At 73.6% G+C, this 16978-nt stretch carries 15 protein-coding genes and 1 pseudogene; all 16 read left to right on the top strand.

Annotated features, from left to right (window positions below; translation table 11 throughout):
* Positions 1-37: 37 nt before the first annotated feature.
* Positions 38-1600, top strand: coding sequence for a UDP-N-acetylmuramoyl-L-alanyl-D-glutamate--2,6-diaminopimelate ligase (locus tag AB0C22_RS23525; RefSeq protein ID WP_219463937.1), 1563 nt, complete (start codon positions 38-40; stop codon positions 1598-1600).
* Positions 1597-3009 (top strand): UDP-N-acetylmuramoyl-tripeptide--D-alanyl-D-alanine ligase, encoded by a 1413-nt coding sequence (gene murF, locus AB0C22_RS23520; protein WP_357536975.1) that lies wholly within the window; start codon positions 1597-1599, stop codon positions 3007-3009. Before AB0C22_RS23525 ends, murF begins: the two co-directional genes overlap by 4 nt.
* Entirely contained in the window at positions 3006-4142 is a 1137-nt protein-coding gene (gene mraY, locus AB0C22_RS23515; protein ID WP_208569731.1) for a phospho-N-acetylmuramoyl-pentapeptide-transferase, read from the top strand. The genes murF and mraY overlap by 4 nt, the downstream gene beginning before the upstream one ends.
* A gap of 296 nt (positions 4143-4438) precedes the next feature.
* Entirely contained in the window at positions 4439-5845 is a 1407-nt protein-coding gene (locus AB0C22_RS23510; RefSeq protein WP_208569766.1) for a putative peptidoglycan glycosyltransferase FtsW, read from the top strand.
* Positions 5845-6951: an undecaprenyldiphospho-muramoylpentapeptide beta-N-acetylglucosaminyltransferase gene (gene murG, locus AB0C22_RS23505; RefSeq protein WP_208569730.1), complete on the top strand. Its 1107-nt coding sequence runs from the start codon at positions 5845-5847 to the stop codon at positions 6949-6951. Before AB0C22_RS23510 ends, murG begins: the two co-directional genes overlap by 1 nt.
* Before the next feature lie 31 nt (positions 6952-6982).
* Positions 6983-8473, top strand: coding sequence for a UDP-N-acetylmuramate--L-alanine ligase (gene murC / locus AB0C22_RS23500; RefSeq protein WP_357536973.1), 1491 nt, complete (start codon positions 6983-6985; stop codon positions 8471-8473).
* Entirely contained in the window at positions 8470-9288 is an 819-nt protein-coding gene (locus AB0C22_RS23495) for an FtsQ-type POTRA domain-containing protein (protein WP_208569729.1), read from the top strand. Before murC ends, AB0C22_RS23495 begins: the two co-directional genes overlap by 4 nt.
* Positions 9289-9528: 240 nt before the next feature.
* Positions 9529-10641 carry a cell division protein FtsZ gene (ftsZ, locus tag AB0C22_RS23490; RefSeq protein ID WP_219463928.1) on the top strand — a complete coding sequence of 371 codons (1113 nt, stop codon included), beginning with the start codon at positions 9529-9531 and terminating at the stop codon, positions 10639-10641.
* 106 nt (positions 10642-10747) lie between these two features.
* Complete coding sequence (locus tag AB0C22_RS23485) at positions 10748-11494, top strand: YggS family pyridoxal phosphate-dependent enzyme (RefSeq protein ID WP_357536970.1); 747 nt, start codon at positions 10748-10750, stop codon at positions 11492-11494.
* A gap of 193 nt (positions 11495-11687) precedes the next feature.
* Positions 11688-12413, top strand: a complete 726-nt coding sequence (locus tag AB0C22_RS23480) for a cell division protein SepF (RefSeq protein WP_219463919.1) — start codon at positions 11688-11690, stop codon at positions 12411-12413.
* Between the two features lie 29 nt (positions 12414-12442).
* Positions 12443-12748 carry a YggT family protein gene (locus AB0C22_RS23475; protein WP_091237509.1) on the top strand — a complete coding sequence of 102 codons (306 nt, stop codon included), beginning with the start codon at positions 12443-12445 and terminating at the stop codon, positions 12746-12748.
* A 43-nt stretch (positions 12749-12791) separates the two neighbouring features.
* On the top strand, positions 12792-13592 hold the full coding sequence (locus AB0C22_RS23470) for a DivIVA domain-containing protein (protein ID WP_088643047.1): 801 nt from the start codon (positions 12792-12794) through the stop codon (positions 13590-13592).
* A gap of 655 nt (positions 13593-14247) precedes the next feature.
* Positions 14248-14478, top strand: a pseudogene (locus AB0C22_RS23465) (hypothetical protein); the annotation flags it as partial.
* Between the two features lie 11 nt (positions 14479-14489).
* Entirely contained in the window at positions 14490-14795 is a 306-nt protein-coding gene (locus tag AB0C22_RS23460; protein WP_208569724.1) for a DUF167 domain-containing protein, read from the top strand.
* Positions 14796-14817: 22 nt separating this feature from the next.
* On the top strand, positions 14818-16320 hold the full coding sequence (locus AB0C22_RS23455; RefSeq protein ID WP_208569723.1) for a potassium/proton antiporter: 1503 nt from the start codon (positions 14818-14820) through the stop codon (positions 16318-16320).
* A 223-nt stretch (positions 16321-16543) separates the two neighbouring features.
* Complete coding sequence (locus tag AB0C22_RS23450) at positions 16544-16975, top strand: TraR/DksA C4-type zinc finger protein (protein WP_204959263.1); 432 nt, start codon at positions 16544-16546, stop codon at positions 16973-16975.
* Positions 16976-16978 lie beyond the last annotated feature (3 nt).

Raw genomic sequence — 16978 nt, 5'->3', positions numbered from 1 at the left:
CATCATCGGTGAGTGCCGACGAACCACCGGGGCGGCTGTGCGGCCGGAACCGGACGACCGGGTAGGGTCTGACGCCGTGCCCGGCAATCCACGCCCCCGTACCGTGCCCGGAGTCCGGCTCGGCGACCTCGCCGACCGGCTCGCCGTGACGCCGCCGGCCGACGCCGCCGCGCTGGTCGTGACCGGGGTGACCCACGCCAGCCAGGAGGTCCGCCCCGGCGACCTGTACGCCGCGCTGCCCGGTGCCCGTCGGCACGGCGCGGAGTTCGCCGCCGCCGCCGCCACGGCCGGCGCGGTGGCCGTGCTGACCGACCCGTCCGGTGCGGCGGCGGCCGGCGCGACCGGGCTGCCCGTGCTGGTGACGCCCGACCCCCGGGCGGTGCTGGGTGAGCTGGCCGCCGCGGTCTACGGCGACCCGACCGACGGGCTGACCGTGATCGGGGTGACCGGCACCGCCGGCAAGACCTCCACCGCCTACCTGATCGAGTCGGGGCTGCGCGCCGCCGGTCACGTCACCGGCCTGATCGGCACGGTGGAGACCCGGTTGGGTGACCTGGTGATCGACAGCGTCCGGACCACCCCGGAAGCCACCGACCTGCACGCGCTGCTCGCCGCCGCGCGGGAGCGCGGGGTGACCGCGGTGGTCATGGAGGTGTCCAGTCACGCGCTGGCGATGGGCCGGGTCGGCGGGGTCCGGTTCACCGTCGGCGGCTACACCAACTTCGGCTCCGACCACCTCGACTTCCACGCCGACTCGGCCGACTACTTCGCCGCCAAGGCGAAACTGTTCGACGGGCGCTGCCGGGTCGAGGTGCTCAACCACGACGACCCGGCCCTGCGTCCGCTGTTCCGCCCGGCCACGGTCAGCTACTCGGCGGCCGGCGACCCGACCGCCACCTGGTGGGCCGACCGGGTCGGCGGCGAGGGCTACGCCCAGCGGTTCACCGCCCACGGCCCGGACGACCTGGCCCTGCCCGCCGGGGTGGCGCTGCCCGGCCGGCACAACGTGGCCAACGCGCTGCTCGCCGTCGCCTGCCTGGTCGCCGCCGGGGTCGACCCGGCGACCGCCGTCGCCGGGGTGGCCGCCTGCGGCGGGGTGCCCGGCCGGCTGGAACTGGTCAGCGGGGACGCGCCGGTGCGCGGCGTGGTCGACTACGCGCACAAGACCGACGCCGTGGTGGCGGCCCTGGCCGCGTTGCGCGACACCGGCACCGGCCGGTTGATCTGCGTCATCGGCGCCGGTGGTGACCGGGACCGGGGCAAGCGGCCGGTGATGGGTGCCGCCGCCGCCCGGGGTGCCGACGTGGTGCTGGTGACCGACGACAACCCGCGCACCGAGGACCCGGCGACGATCCGGGCCGAGGTGCTGGCCGGGGCGTACGCCGCCGACGCCGCCGCCCGGATCGTCGAGGTGCCGGGCCGACGGGAGGCGATCGCCGAGGCGGTGCGGCTGGCCGCACCGGGCGACGTGGTGGCGCTGCTCGGCAAGGGACACGAACGCGGTCAGGAGATCGCCGGCGAGGTGCACCCGTTCGACGACCGCACCGAGCTGGCGCAGGCGCTGCGCGTCCGCTTCGGCGACCTGGCGGGTCGCCGGTGATCCCGCTGAGCCTGGCCGAGGTCGCCACGGCGGTCGGTGGCCGGCTGCACGCCGCCGACCCGGCCACCGTGGTCACCGGTCCGGTCGAGTTCGACTCCCGCAAGGTCGCCGCCGGGGCGCTCTTCGTCGCCTTCCCCGGCGAGCGGGTCGACGGGCACGACTACGCCGCCGGTGCGGTCGCCGCCGGTGCGGTGGCGGTGCTCGGCACCCGGGAGCTGCCCGGGGTGCCGATGGTGCTGGTGGACGACGCGCTGGCCGCGCTGGGCCGGCTGGCCCGCACGGTGGTGGACCGGCTGCCCGGGCTCACCGTGATCGGGCTGACCGGTTCCTCGGGCAAGACCACCACCAAGGACCTGATCGCGCAGCTCGCCGTGCGGCTCGGCCCGACGGTCGCCCCGCCCGGGTCGTTCAACAACGAGCTGGGGCACCCGTACACCGCGTTGCAGGCCACCGCGCAGACCCGGTACCTGGTGATGGAGAAGGGCGCCCGGGGCGTCGGACACGTCCGCTACCTCTGTGACGTGGTGCCGCCGCAGGTCTCGGTGGTGCTCAACGTCGGGGTGGCGCACCTGGGCGAGTTCGGTTCGGTGGAGAACATCGCCCTGGCCAAGGGGGAGCTGGTGGAGGCGCTGCCGGCCGACGGGCTGGCCGTGCTCAACGCCGACGACCCGCTGGTCGCCGCGATGGCGTCCCGCACCGCCGCCCGGGTGGTCCGCTACGGCGAGTCCGCCGACGCCGACGTCCGCGCGGTCGACGTCACCCTGGACGAGCGGGGCCGGCCGGCGTACACCCTGGTCACCCCGGAGGGGACGGCCCCGGTGCGGCTCGGCCTGACCGGCCGGCACCAGGTCTCCAACTCGCTCGCCGCGGCGGCGGTGGCCCGCGAGCTGGGCATGCCGCTGGCCGAGCTGGCGGCGGCCCTGGGCGACCTGGGGCTGGTCTCCAGCCGCCGGATGGACGTCTTCACCCGTCCCGACGGGGTGACCGTGATCGACGACTCGTACAACGCCAACCCGGCCTCGATGGCGGTGGCGCTGCGGGCGCTGGCCGGGATGCACCGGGGCGGGCGGACGTTCGCCGCGCTGGGCTACATGGCCGAGCTGGGCGCGTACGAGGACGAGGGGCACCGGGAGGTCGGCCGGCTCGCGGCCGAACTCGGTGTCGACCGGCTGCTCGTGGTGGGTGAGCCGGCCGCGCCGATCCACGAGGGCGCGACAGCGGTAAGTGACTGGGGAGGAGAGTCGGTGCTGCTCACCGATCAGGCGGCGGCCGTCGAGGTGCTGCGCAGCGAGCTACGACCGGGCGACGTCGTCCTGGTGAAGGGCTCCCGGTACCGCACCTGGGAGGTCGTCGACGCCCTGCGGGCCGACGCCCAGGCTGACGGGGCCGGCGCGGGGGGTGCCGCGTGAGGGCGGTCATCGTCGCCATCGGCGTGGCGTTCCTGGTGTCGCTGCTGGCCACCCCGCTGGCGATCAAGGTGTTCGCCCGGCTCAAGGCCGGCCAGCCGATCCGATCGAACCTCGGGCTGGCCAGCAACGAGGGCAAGAAGGGCACGCCGACGATGGGCGGCGTGGTGTTCATCCTGGCCACGGTCATCGCCTACGTCGCCGGCCACCTCGCCCTGACCACCCTGCCGGACGCGCAGATCGCCCAGGTCGAGCCGACCATCACCGCCCTGGTGCTGCTGGGGCTGATGGTCTTCTCCGGCGCGGTCGGCTTCATCGACGACTTCCTCAAGGTGCGCAAGCGGCACAGCGGCGGGCTCAACAAGCGCGGCAAGCTGTTCGGGCAGATCCTGGTCGGCGCGGTCTTCGGGGTGGTCGCGCTCTACTTCCCGAGCAGCATGACCGACGCCAGTGGCGCGACGACCAACACCGAGACCGTGGGCAGCACCACGCTGAGCTTCATCCGGGACATCCCGGCCCTGGAGATCGGCAAGGTCGCCTCGGTGATCGTGATCATCATGGTGGTGATGGCGGCGACCAACGGGGTCAACCTCACCGACGGGCTGGACGGGCTGGCCACCGGCGCCTCGGTGATGGTGCTGGCCGCGTACGCGCTGATCGCGTTCTGGCAGTACCGGCACTGGTGCGCCGACCCGACGTACACCGCCAACCCGGACAACTACTGCTACGCCGTCCGGGACCCGTTGGAGATCGCGCTGATCGCCGGGGCGGCGGCCGGGGCGTGCGTGGGCTTCCTGTGGTGGAACACCTCGCCGGCCCGGATCTTCATGGGCGACACCGGCGCGCTGGGCCTGGGCGGGCTGATCGCCGGGATGGCGATGTCCACCCGTACCGTGCTGCTGCTGCCGATCCTCGGCGGGCTGTTCGTGATCATCACGATGTCCGTGGTGATCCAGATCATCTCGTTCCGGACCACCGGCAAGCGGGTGTTCCGGATGTCCCCGCTGCAGCACCACTTCGAGTTGGCCGGCTGGAGCGAGGTCAACATCGTGGTCCGGTTCTGGATCATCGCGGGCATCGGGGTGGCCATCGCGCTGGGCCTGTTCTACAGCGACTTCCTCGCCAGCATGGGCTGATCGCGTTCCGGGCCGGTACCTGCCCCGCGCGCCGGTTCCGTCCGCGCCGGGACGCCACCGGACCACCGGCGGACGGGGGTTCCTCCTACCGGAGGGGCCCCCTTCGCGCATTTCGACACGCCGACCGGGGGGAACGGCCGGAACCGGCCGCCCGCAGCGGCGATGATGGGCGGGTGGGGGAGGACCGAGGCACCAGCACCGGCACGACGGCGCAGACCCAGCCACGGCGGGTCGCGGGCGCGGGGCGTACCGCCGATCCGCCCCCGGTGCTGTCCGGGCTGGGGCCGGCCGGCGGCCTGGCGGCGCTGCGCGGCCTGCTGGCCCGCCCGCTGGCCTCCTACTACCTGCTGCTGTCCAGCGCCGGCCTGCTGCTGCTGATCGGCCTGACCATGGTCTTCTCGGCGACCAGCGTGCGCGACTACGCCGAGGCCGGCGACGCCGCCGCCTCGGTGACCAAGCAGGCCATCTTCGCGGTGATCGGCATCGTCGCGTTCTGGGCCTGCCAACGGCTGCCGGCCAGCACCTTCCGCTCGCTGGGCCGGCCGCTGCTCGGCGGGGCCGTGGTGCTGCTGCTGGTGCTCAACCTGCTGGTGGCGCTCAACGCGCTGTTCGGGCTGAAGTCGCTGGGGCCGCTGCAGGCCAACCTGCTCTGGCTCTATCTCGGGCCGATCCAGGTGCAGCCCGCCGAGCTGGCCAAGCTGGCGCTGGTGCTGTGGGGCGCGCACGTGGTGGCCCGCAAGGGCGCCGCGCTGGGCTGGTGGAAGGAGTTGGCCACCCCGCTGTTCCCGGTGGTCGGCCTGCTCTTCGTGCTGGTCGGCTACAACGACCTGGGCAGCATGCTCTGCCTGCTGGCCATCGTGGTCGGGCTGCTCTGGGCGGCCGGGGTGCGGCTGCGGGTCTTCGCCGCCCTCTCCGCCGTCGGCCTGGCCGGCGTCGGCCTGCTGGTCGCGGTGGCCTCCCTCGGCGCCGGCTCCGGGGCACGCGGCCAGGAGAACTACCGGCTGGCCCGGCTCACCTCGTTCCTCGACACGCCCGACCCGGCCAAGTGCGTCGAGGACGCCTGCTGGCAGATGGTCCAGGCCCGCAACGCCATCGAACACGGCGGCTGGTTCGGCGTCGGGCTGGGCAAGAGCAGCCTCAAGTTCGGTTGGCTGCCGGCCGCCCACAACGACTTCATCTTCGCCGTCATCGCCGAGGAGCTGGGCGTGGTCGGCTGCACCGTCATCCTGGTGCTCTTCGCCGTGCTGGCCTACACCGGGCTGCGGATCGCCCGCCGGGTCGCCGACCCGTTCCGCCGGCTCGCCGCCACCGCCGTCACCGCCTGGCTGACCGGCCAGGCCGTGATCAACATCGGTGGGGTGACCAAGCTGCTGCCGCTGACCGGGGTGCCGCTGCCGTTCATCTCCGACGGCGGCAGCGCCCTGGTCGTCACCCTGGCCGCGGTCGGCATGCTCGCCTCCTTCGCCCGCGCCGAACCCGACGCCGCCCGAGCCCTGCACGCCCGTCCGCCCGCCCGATGGGTCCGACTAGTCTGGGCCCCGTTGCCGCCGCTTCCCGGTGCGCGGAGCCGACCGGCGTCGCCACCGGCTGCCCCGGGGTCCGTACCCCGGGCGCGCGGGCGGCGACCCGACGATCAGGCCGTACCGCGCGGCGTCCGGCAGGACCGGACCCGGGGCGGGCCGGCGAGCGAGAGGAGACGCTGATGGGTCCGCTGCGTTCGGTGGTGCTCTGTGGAGGGGGCACCGGTGGGCACATCTACCCGCTGCTCGCCTTCGCCGACTGCCTGCGCCGACACGACCCGGGCGTCCGGATCACCTGCCTCGGCACCCCCAAGGGCCTGGAGAACGAGCTGATCCCGCCGGCCGGCTACGACCTGCGGCAGATCCCCGCCTACCAGCTGCCCCGCTCGGTCAACATGGGGCTGGTGCGCACCCCGGACCGGATGTGGAAGGCGGCCCGCGCCGCCGGCAAGGTGATCGACGAGGTCGCCGCCGACGTGGTCGTCGGCTTCGGCGGGTACGTCTCCGTCCCCGGCTACCTGGCCGCGTGGCGGCGCGAGATGCCGATCGTCATCCACGAGGTGAACGTCCCGCCGGGGGTGGCCAACCGGCTCGGCATGAAGTTCACCAAGAACATCGCCGTCGGATTCCCGCACCAACCGGCCCAGGCGGAGGCGCTGCGCGACGCCCGGGTGGTCGGGGTGCCGCTGCGCCGGGGCATCGCCGGGCTGGACCGCTTCGCCATGCGGGCCGCCGCCCGCGCCCACTTCGGACTCCGCCCCGACCTGCCGGTGCTCTTCGTCGCCGGTGGCTCCCAGGGTGCCCGGTCGATCAACCTGGCGGTCTCCGGCGCGGCCAAGGAACTGTCCCGCAACGGCGTGCAGGTGCTGCACGTGATGGGTGCCCGCAACGAACCGGTGCCGGTCCCCACCGACCTGCCGGTGCCGTACGTGGCGCTGCCCTACCTGTCCGAGATGGAGCTGGGTTACGCCGCCGCCGACCTGATGCTGGCCCGGGGCGGGGCGATGACCTGCGCCGAGGTGGCCGCCATCGGGCTGCCCACCATCTACGTGCCGTACCCGCACTCCAACCAGGAGCAGAAGCGCAACGCGCTGCCCGTGGTGGAGGCCGGCGGCGGGCTGCTCGTCGACGACGCCGAGCTGACCCCGGACTGGCTGGAGCGCACCGTGCTGCCCCTGCTGCGCGACCCGCAGCGGCTGTCCGCGATGAGCCACGCCGCCGCCGCGTACGGCCGCCGCGACGGCGACGTGGCCCTGCTCAACTTCGTCTACGAGGCGGTGGCCCGGTGAGCCGGTCCAGCGCGACGGAAAGGTACCTGGCATGAACACCGCGCAGTTCACCCCGGCCGGCACGCTCACCGCGGAGGACCTGGGCCGGATCCACCTGATCGGGGTGGGTGGGGTCGGCATGAGCGGCCTGGCCCGGCTCTTCCTCACCCGGGGCCTGCCGGTCTCCGGCAGCGAACTGCGCGAGTGGCCGTCGCTGGCCGGGATGCGGGCGCTGGGCGGCACCATCCACATGAGCCACGAGGCGGCCAACCTCGACGGGGTGGACACCGTGGTCTACTCCTCGGCGATTCCGCAGGACCACCTGGAGATGGTCGAGGCGCGGCGGCGCGGGCTGCGGGTGCTGCACCGCTCCGAGGCGCTGGCGGCGGCGATGACCGGCCGGCGTACCGTCGCGGTGGCCGGCACCCACGGCAAGACCACCACCACCTCGATGGTGACCATGGTGCTCCAGCAGGCCGGCGTCGACCCGTCCTTCGTGATCGGCGGGGAGATCTCCGAGGTCGGCTCGGGCGCGCACCACGGCACCGGCGAGCACTTCGTGGTCGAGGCGGACGAGAGCGACAGGTCGTTCCTGATCTACCGCCCGTACGTGTCGATCATCACCAACGTCGAGGCCGACCACCTGAACACCTACGGCGACCTGGCCACCCTGGAGGCGGCGTTCGCCGAGTTCGCCCGGCTCACCGACCCGGCCGGGTTCGTCATCACCTGCGCCGACGACCCGGGCGGCCGGCGGTTGGCCGAGACGCTGCGCGCCGAGGGGCGGCGGGTCTGGACGTACGGCGAGGCGGCCGACGCCGACCTGCGGTTGTCCGAGATGGCCTCGTCCGCCCAGGGGGTGCGGTACCTGGCCGCGCTCGACGGCCGGTCGTTGGGCGAGATCCGGCTGCCGGTGCCGGGGCGGCACATGGGGCTCAACAGCGCCGCGGCGGTGCTCGCCGCCCACCTGCTCGGCCTGCCGGTGGTGGCGGCGGAGGCGGCGCTGGCCGCGTTCCCGGGGGTACGCCGCCGTTTCGAACGCAAGGGCGTCGCCGACGGTGTGCTGGTCTACGACGAGTACGCCTACCACCCGACCTCGATGACCCTGGCCCTGCAGACGCTGCGCGAGGTCGCCGGTGACGGCCGGCTGATCGTGGTGTTCCAGCCGTACCGGCTCTACCGCACCCGGGACCTCCAGGCGGAGATCGCCGCCGCCCTGGGCATCGCCGACGAGCTGGTGCTGCTGGAGGTCTTCGGCCCCGGTGAGCTGCGGCAACCGGGCGAGGGGTCGGTGGCGTTGCTGGCGGCGGTGCCGTTGGACGCCGCGCACAAGGTCTTCGTGGACTCGTTCGACGACGCGCCGGTGGAGGTGGCCCGGCGGGCCCGTCCCGGTGACGTGGTGGTGACGATGGGTGCCCCGCCGATCTCCCTGCTGGGCGACCAGCTGCTCGACGCGTTGACCGTCCGGGCCGGCGGGGTCGCCGAACCGGTCGCCCCGGGCCCGGTCGTCGGCCCGGACGGCACGGTCTCCACCACCGGATGAGTCCGGGGCCGGCGCGGGGCCGTCCCGCGGGCGCGGACGGTGGTGGTTCCCGGCGTGGTCCGGCACGGCGTTGGCAGCTCGTGCGGGCCGGTAGCGATGCGGTCCCGCCGTCCACCCGGCGGTTCATGGCGCGGGCCCGGCAGCGGCGGATGCGGGCCGCCCTGCCCTGGGCGGTGGTCGCCGGGGTGCTGGTGCTGGCCGGCCTGGTGGCCTGGGCGATGCTCGGCTCCGGCCTGTTCGGGGTGCGCGAGGTCCGGGTGGAGGGGGCCCGGCTGGTCACCCCGGTCGAGGTGCGCGACGCGGCGGCGGTGCCGGACGGGGCGCCGCTGGCCCGGGTGGACCTGGCCGCGACGGCCCGGCGGATCGGCGGGTTGGCCCCCGTCGAGCGGGCCACCGTACGCCGGGACTGGCCGGACACCCTGGTGGTGACGGTGGTGGAGCGGACCGGGGTGGCGGTGGTGCCCCGGGACGACCAATTCGTGGTGCTGGACCGCAGCGGGGTGGTGTTCCGGACGGTGCCCCGGCCCCCGGCGGGGTTGCCGCTGGTGCGGCTGGCCGACCCGGGCCCGGACGATCCGGGCACCCGGGCGGCGTTGCAGGTGCTGACCGTGCTCACCCCGGCGTTGCGGGCCGCTCTGGTCGAGGTGACCGTCGAGGGGCTGGCCCGGATCGGGCTGACCCTGCGTGACGAGCGGACGGTGGTCTGGGGCGACGCGACCCGGGGCGAGGAGAAGGCGCGGGTGGCGACGGCGTTGCTGGGTCGTAAGGCCGACACGATCGACGTGAGCGCTCCTGACGTGGTGACCTTCCGGTGAGGCCCGTGTCGAACGTGAGTCGTTACTCTCGCGACGGCGACACGCCGGTGGGGTCCTTGGCTCTCGGCGTGGGGGCGCTTACGTTGCCCCGAAGAGGATCAGTGGTTGACATAACTCTAACCCTCTAGTAGAGGGTTAGAGTTCGCCTCTGATCCTCGCTGGTGACAGCTCGCCGACCACCGGTCTGAGCCACGCCGTACCGGGGCGGTGCGAGCCAATCTCGAACGGAAAGGACCGGAGATGACACCTCCGCACAACTACCTGGCGGTCATCAAGGTCGTCGGCATCGGCGGCGGCGGCGTCAACGCCGTCAACCGGATGATCGAGGTTGGGCTCAAGGGCGTCGAGTTCATCGCGATCAACACCGACGCGCAGGCGCTGCTGATGAGTGACGCCGACGTCAAGCTCGACGTCGGCCGGGAGCTGACCCGGGGACTCGGCGCGGGCGCCAACCCGGACGTCGGCAAGAACGCCGCCGAGGATCACCGCGACGAGATCGAGGAGGTGCTCAAGGGCGCCGACATGGTCTTCGTCACCTGCGGCGAGGGCGGCGGCACCGGCACCGGCGGGGCGCCGGTGGTGGCCAACATCGCCCGCAAGCTCGGCGCGTTGACGATCGGCGTGGTGACCCGGCCGTTCTCCTTCGAGGGCAAGCGGCGCCAGGTGCAGGCCGAGGCGGGAATAGACGAACTGCGCAACCAGTGCGACACGCTGATCGTCATCCCCAACGACCGGCTGCTGGCCCTGGGTGACCGGGGCATCAGCATGATGGACGCCTTCCGCACCGCCGACCAGGTGCTGCTCTCCGGTGTCCAGGGCATCACCGACCTGATCACCACCCCGGGTCTGATCAACCTGGACTTCGCCGACGTCAAGAGTGTGATGAGCGGGGCGGGCAGCGCGCTGATGGGCATCGGCAGCGCCCGGGGGGAGAACCGGGCGGTGGAGGCGGCCGAGGCGGCCATCTCCAGCCCGCTGCTGGAGCAGAGCATGGACGGTGCGCGGGGCGTGCTGCTGTCCATCGCCGGTGGCTCCGACCTGGGCCTGTTCGAGATCAACGACGCCGCGCAGCTGGTCACCGACGCGGCCCACCCGGACGCCAACATCATCTTCGGTGCGGTCATCGACGACGCGCTCGGCGACGAGGTGCGGGTCACCGTGATCGCCGCCGGTTTCGACGGTGGCACGCCCGCGTACAAGGCGTCCGAGTCGCCGCGCAAGAGCAACCAGAACCAGCCGACGCCGCAGGCTCCGGCGGTCACCGCGCCGGCCACCATGCCGCCGCAGCAGTCGCCGCGCCGGGTGCTCTTCGACGACGTCGACGTGCCCGACTTCCTCAAGAACGGTTCCTGAGCCCGTTGATGACGGGCAGTCCCGCAGACGGGCACGCCACCCCGACGACGCCGGACGGGTCCCGGGGCGGCCGGGCCGCCCCGTCGGTGACCGGGCGGTCCGGCAGATGACCGCCGCGCCCGATCCGGTGGGTGCGGACCGCCGGGCCGCGCTCGCGGCCGGCCTGGCCGTGGTGCGGGCCCGGATCGCCGACGCCTGCGCCGCCGCCGGCCGGGATCCGGCCGGGGTGACCATGATCGCCGTGACCAAGACGTACCCGGCCGGCGACGCGGTCGCGCTGGCCGGGCTCGGGGTCACCGACCTGGGGGAGAACCGGGACCAGGAGGCGGCACCGAAGGCGGCCGAGGTGGCGGCGGCGGGGGTGGCCGCCCGGTGGCACTTCATCGGCCAACTGCAACGCAACAAGGCCCGTTCGGTGGTCCGGTACGCCGATGTGGTCCACTCCGTGGACAGTGTCCGGTTGGCCCGCGCACTGGCCACCGCCGCGGAGTCCGGCCGGGACCGTCCGTTGGAGACGTTGGTCCAGGTCAGCATCGACGGCGACCCGGCCCGAGGGGGTGCCCTGCCGGGTGCCGCGGACGCCGACCGGGGGCTCGGTGCGGTGGCCGGGGCGTTGGCCGGGGCGGGGGCGCTGCGACTGGCCGGGCTGATGGCGGTGGCGCCGCTGGGCTGGGAACCGGAGCGGGCGTTCGCCCGGTTGGCCGAGGTGGCGGCGGGGTTCCGGGCCGACCATCCGGGGGCGACGGCGCTCTCCGCCGGGATGAGCGGTGACCTGGAGGTGGCCATCGGACACGGCGCGACACATGTCCGCGTCGGCAGCGCGTTGCTCGGAATGCGTTCCACGCTGCGGTAGCCTGACCGCGATAGAAGCAAATTACATCAGTGTTGTTCAGGAGCGGCGTCCCCAGGTCGGGGGCCACGACGGGCGAGCCGCGAATCGCGCGTCGAGGGATTGCCACTTCGATCCGGTGGGCATGGAAGCCCATTCGCGATCATGGCGACACGGCACGGGGGTGCGTGCCGCACGGCGGACGGAAGGGCGCGGGATGGGTGCACTGCGCAAGGCGGGGGTCTGGCTCGGTCTCGTCGAGGAGGATGACGAGCGGGGCTACGACGAGGGCTACGACAAGCCCGGCTACCGCGAGTCGCGGTACCGGTCGAGCCGGTACGCCGAGGAGTTCGCCGACGACGACGAGGACGACGCGGAGGAGCCGCCGGCACCGCGTCCGCGCCTCGGTGACCGGGGTCGGCTGACGGACCGGTCCAGCCGGCTGGCCGAGGCCGACCGCGCCGACGACGAGCGGGCCGAACGGTCGGAGCGGGCCGAGCGCTCGGAGCGGGCCGAACGGTCGGAGCGGGCGAGCGTCCGGTCGATCACCAGGTCCGGTGGGTCGGAGTCCTCGGGCGCGCTGAGCTATCACACCCGGGACAATCTCGCCCTGGCGCCGCAGGCGTCGCCGCGGGAGCGGCCGGTGGTGGCCGAGGAGGAGCAGCGTTACCAGATCACCACCCTGCACCCGACGACCTACCGCGAGGCGCGGACCATCGGCGAGCACTTCCGCGACGGCGTTCCGGTGATCATCAACCTCACCGAGATGGACGAGGCCGACGCCCGCCGGCTGGTGGACTTCGCCGCCGGGCTGGCGTTCGGGCTGCGCGGTACGATCGAGCGCGTGACCAACCGGGTGTTCCTGCTCTCACCGGCCAACGTCCAGGTCACCGCGGAGGACAAGGCCAAGATCGCTGAGGGTGGCTTCTTCTCCCTGAGCTAAGTCCACCCGACCGAGGGACGTCGTCTGCTGTGTTGTCGATCATGTTCCAACTCTTGTACCTGATTGTGTACCTCTTTCTTATTGTGCTGTTGGCCCGATTCGTTCTCGGTGCAGTCCTCCAGTACGGTCGTCGGTGGCAACCGGGGCGTGGCGCGTCCGCCGGACTTGAGTCCGTGTGGAGCGTCACTGATCCGCCTCTCAAGGCGTTGAGGCGGGTGATCCCCCCACTGCGAATTGGTACCGTGAGCATCGACCTGGCCTCCCTTGTGCTCCTGGTTATCCTGTTCGTGCTGATGAGGTTTGTGTTAGATCCGCTGATCAGGAACTTCTCCTGACCAGCGCGCGCTTTCGCGGCCGCAACTGACCCGAGGAGTTTCGATGCCGCTGACACCGGCCGACGTGCACAACGTCGCCTTCAAAAAGCCGCCGATCGGCAAGCGGGGGTACGACGAGGAGGAGGTCGACGCCTTCCTGGACGAGGTCGAGCGTGAGCTGGCCCGTCTGATCGAGGAGAACAACGAGCTGCGCGCGCAGGTGGAGCGCGGCGGTCGGGGCGGGGCCCCTGCCGGCCCCGGTGGCGACGCCCGGCTCGCGGCGGAGCTCAACGACGTCAAGGCCCAGCTCGACCGGGTGCAGCGCGACAAGGCCGCCGCCGAGCAGGCCGCCCGCGCGATGCAGGCGGAGCTGGAGCAGGTCCGCACGACCGGCGGTCCGGCCGTCGGCGGCGACGGCGAGCAGCAGGCGCTGCGGGTGCTGATGATGGCCCAGCGCACCGCCGACGACCACGTCTCCGACGCCCGTCGGGAGGCCGACCAGCTGCTCTCCGAGGCCCGCTCCAAGGCCGAGGAGGTCACCCGCGAGGCGCGGGCCAAGGCCGACGCGCTGGAGCGCGACGCCCGTCAGCGGCACCAGGAGGCCATGGGGGGCCTGGACGCCAAGCGGACCGCGTTGCAGAAGCACATCGAGGAGCTCAAGCAGTTCGAGCGCGAGTACCGCACCCGGCTCAAGGCCTACCTGGAGAGCCAGCTGCGGGACCTCGACGGTCGGGGCCAGGGCCTCGAAGCCGAGATGACCCGCGCCGAGGGCACCCGTGCCGTCGGTGGCAACGGTCTGGCCGCAGCGGGCCTCGCCGGCTCGTACGGTGGCGGTCGCTCCGGCGCCCTCGAAGCGGGCCGCTGATCCACGGTCGGCGACCGTCCCCCGACGGTCGCCGACCCACCACGACCCACGACGCTGCGGGGGTGAGCCCGTGCTAGTCGCCAGTCTCCTGCTCATCCTCGTCGCCGTGGTCCTGCTGGTGTTCGGTCTCGTCGGCGGCTCCAGCACCCTGTTGACCAGCTCCATCGCGGCCAGTCTGCTGGCCGCCGTCGCCCTGGTGGCCGGTGCCCGCCAGGCAGCCGTGACCAGGGCGAGGGCGGCGGAACGGGCCGAGGCACGCGGTCGGAGCGCGACGGAGTCCCGTCCGACCGCCCCGCCGCCCACGACCGCGCCGTCGGACGAACCGACGACGTACCCCCCGACGACGTTCGGCACCGGTGGCGCCGGGTGGCGGCAACCACCCGGCCAGCCGGTGGCCGGCGACCCCGTCGGCGCGGCCACCCGCCCCGACGCCGGTGCCTGGGAGCCCGACGCGGAGGCCCCGTGGGACCCCGTCGTCGTGCCCTCCGCGTCGGGGCCGGACCACGCCGCCCCGCCGGCCGACCGTGCCCCGACCGACCCCGCCCGACCCGACCCGGACGACCCCCGCTGGGACCCGGCGGACGACCCGGCCTGGGCGGCCGGGGACGACCCCGGGCCACCCTGGGATCCGCCGGAGGACGACGCGTCGCCGTGGGATCCACCGGCCCAGCGGGTCCCACCCGCCGACGCCGCCCGGGTGGCCCGACTCGACGCCGAGGTGCTGGTGGTCGACGGGCATCCCCGCTACCACCTGCCCTCCTGCGCCCACCTGATCGAACGGGAACACGAGCCGCTGCCGGTGGACGAGGCGATCTCCCTCGGGTTCACCCCGTGCGGTCTCTGCAACCCGGACACCGCCCTGCTCGCCGACACCTACCCCCGCTGAGGCCGGCGTCGATGCCCACGGACGACACGCTGACCGTCGCGGTGCGGGTGAAGCCCGGCGCGTCCCGGGCCCGCGTCGGCGGCTGCTTCGCCGGCCCGCACGGACCCGCCCTGGTGATCGCCGTGACCGCCCCGGCGGTGGACGGCCGGGCCACCGAGGCGGCCCGGCGGGCGCTGGCCGGTGCCCTGGGCGTCCGCCCGTCGGCGGTGGCGCTGCGCACCGGTGCGGCCAGCCGGGACAAGCTCTTCCTGGTCGACCGACCGGTGCCCGGTCTGAGCGGGCTGCTGCGGCGGCTGCGCGACGGATCGGCCGGGTGACGGCGCCCCGGGTGGGGCGCCCGTGACGCCGGGACTGGATCTGGCCCTGCTCCTCGGCGCGGCCGTGTTGCTGGTGGCGATCGGTGCGGTGCGGTTCTCCACCCGGTTGGGCGTGCCGAGTCTGCTCGTCTATCTGGCGCTCGGGGTGGCGATCGGTGAGGCCGGGCTGGGCATCCGGTTCGACGACGCCGAGCTGACCCGGATGCTGGGTTTCTGCGCGCTGATCGTGATCATCGCGGAGGGCGGGCTCACCGCCCGGTGGAGCACCCTGCGCCCGGTGCTCGGGCTGGCCGGCGCGTTGTCCACCGTCGGGGTGCTGGTCAGCATCGTCGTCGTGGGCCTGGTGGTGCACCTGCTGCTCGGGCTGGACTGGCGGTTGGCCCTGCTCTACGGCGCGGTGCTCTCCTCCACCGACGCGGCGGCGGTCTTCGCCACGCTACGCCGGTTGCGGCTGCCGCCCCGGCTGGTGGCCGCGCTGGAGGCCGAGTCGGGCATGAACGACGCCCCGGTGGTGATCCTGGTGGTGCTGCTGTCGCGCACCGGGCCGGTGGAGCACCCGTGGTGGTTCGAGGTCCTCCTGGTCGGCTACGAGCTGGGGGTGGGCGCGGCGGTCGGGTTGGCCGCCGGGCTGGCCGGCCGGTTCGCGTTGCGGCGGGCGGCGCTGCCCTCCTCCGGGTTGTACCCCATCGCCGCCGTCGGTTTCACCGTGCTGGCGTACGCCGCCGGGGCGGTGCTGCACGCCTCCGGCTTCCTCGCCGTCTACGTCGCCGGGGTGCTGCTCGGCAACGCCCGGCTGCCGCACCGGCAGGCCATCCTGGGATTCGCCGACGGGCTGGCCTGGCTGGCCCAGATCGGGTTGTTCGTGCTGCTCGGGCTGCTGGCCACGCCGCAGCGGCTGCACACCGCGCTGCTGCCGGCGGTGGTCACCGGGCTGGCTCTGCTGCTGCTGGCCCGGCCGCTGTCGGTGCTGGTGTCGGCGCTGCCGTTCCGGGTGAGCCTGCGTGAGCAGCTCTTCCTGTCCTGGGCGGGGCTGCGGGGTGCGGTGCCGATCGTGCTGGCCACCATTCCGCTGTCGGCCCGGGTGCCCGGGGCGGACCGGTTGTTCGACGCGGTCTTCGTGCTGGTGGTGATCTTCACGGTGCTCCAGGCGGGCACGCTCGCGCCGGCGGCCCGCCGGCTGCGGGTGACCGCCCCGGCCGAGCCGGCGGAGATCCGGGTGGAGACCGCGCCGTTGGAGCGGATGCGGGCGGACCTGCTCCAGTTGGAGGTGCCGGCGGGGTCCCGGCTGGCCGGGGTGCACGTCGACGAGTTGCGGCTGCCGGTGGGCGCGTCGGTGACCCTGGTGCTGCGCGACGGGGTGGGCTTCGTGCCGGGGGCGGACACCCGGCTCAAGACCGGGGACAGCCTGTTGATCGTGGCGACCGCCGGGGTGCGGGACGAGGCGGAGCGCCGGCTGCGGGCGGTCAGCCGGCGGGGTCGCCTGGCGAGGTGGTTCGGCGAGTACGGCGAGGATCGGGACGGATGATCTGCTAGTCTTCTTTTTGCCCCAATTAGGGGTTATTAGTGGCTGAATAGCGGCGCAACGGTCCGGCACGTTGTCGGAAACCTGTACGTTCCGTATTCTTGCCAACCTCCGGAGTGCGCGGCCACCGTTGCCGTGCGCCCGTTTTGTTACCTGGGGACGCCATGTCGGCGCACCCTGTCCGGGCACCGCCGACCGCCGCGTCCCGCGGCTGAGGGAGCTGACGATGGCGAAGCCAGCCGACACCAGGACGGCCGGTCGCAAACCGGCGGCGAAGGCCACCGCGCAGGCCACCCGCAGCGCGGCGGAGACCGAGAAGATCCGGGCGGCCCTGGCGGCCCGACGGGACGAGCTGCGCGCCGAGTACGATCAGACCCTGAGCGAGATCACCGAGCTGCAGCGCGACCGGTTGACCGATTCGGCCGGGGACGACCAGGCCGACACCGGCACCAAGACGTTCGAGCGCGAGCAGGAGATCTCCCTCGCCAACAGCATCCGGGAACGGATCACCCAGGTCGAGCGCGCGCTGGAGCGGCTCGACGAGGGTGGCTACGGATGGTGCGAGCGGTGCGGGAACCCGATCCCGGTGGAGCGGCTCGCCGCCTTCCCGTCGGCGACCCTCTGCGTGACCTGCAAGCAGCTGGAGGAGCGGCGCTGACGT

Source organism: Micromonospora sp. NPDC048894 (assembly GCF_040649765.1).
Taxonomy (GTDB): Bacteria; Actinomycetota; Actinomycetes; order Mycobacteriales; family Micromonosporaceae; genus Micromonospora; species Micromonospora antibiotica.
The sequence above is the reverse complement of the archived record's forward strand: the minus strand, read 5'-3'. Positions and strand labels throughout refer to the sequence as shown.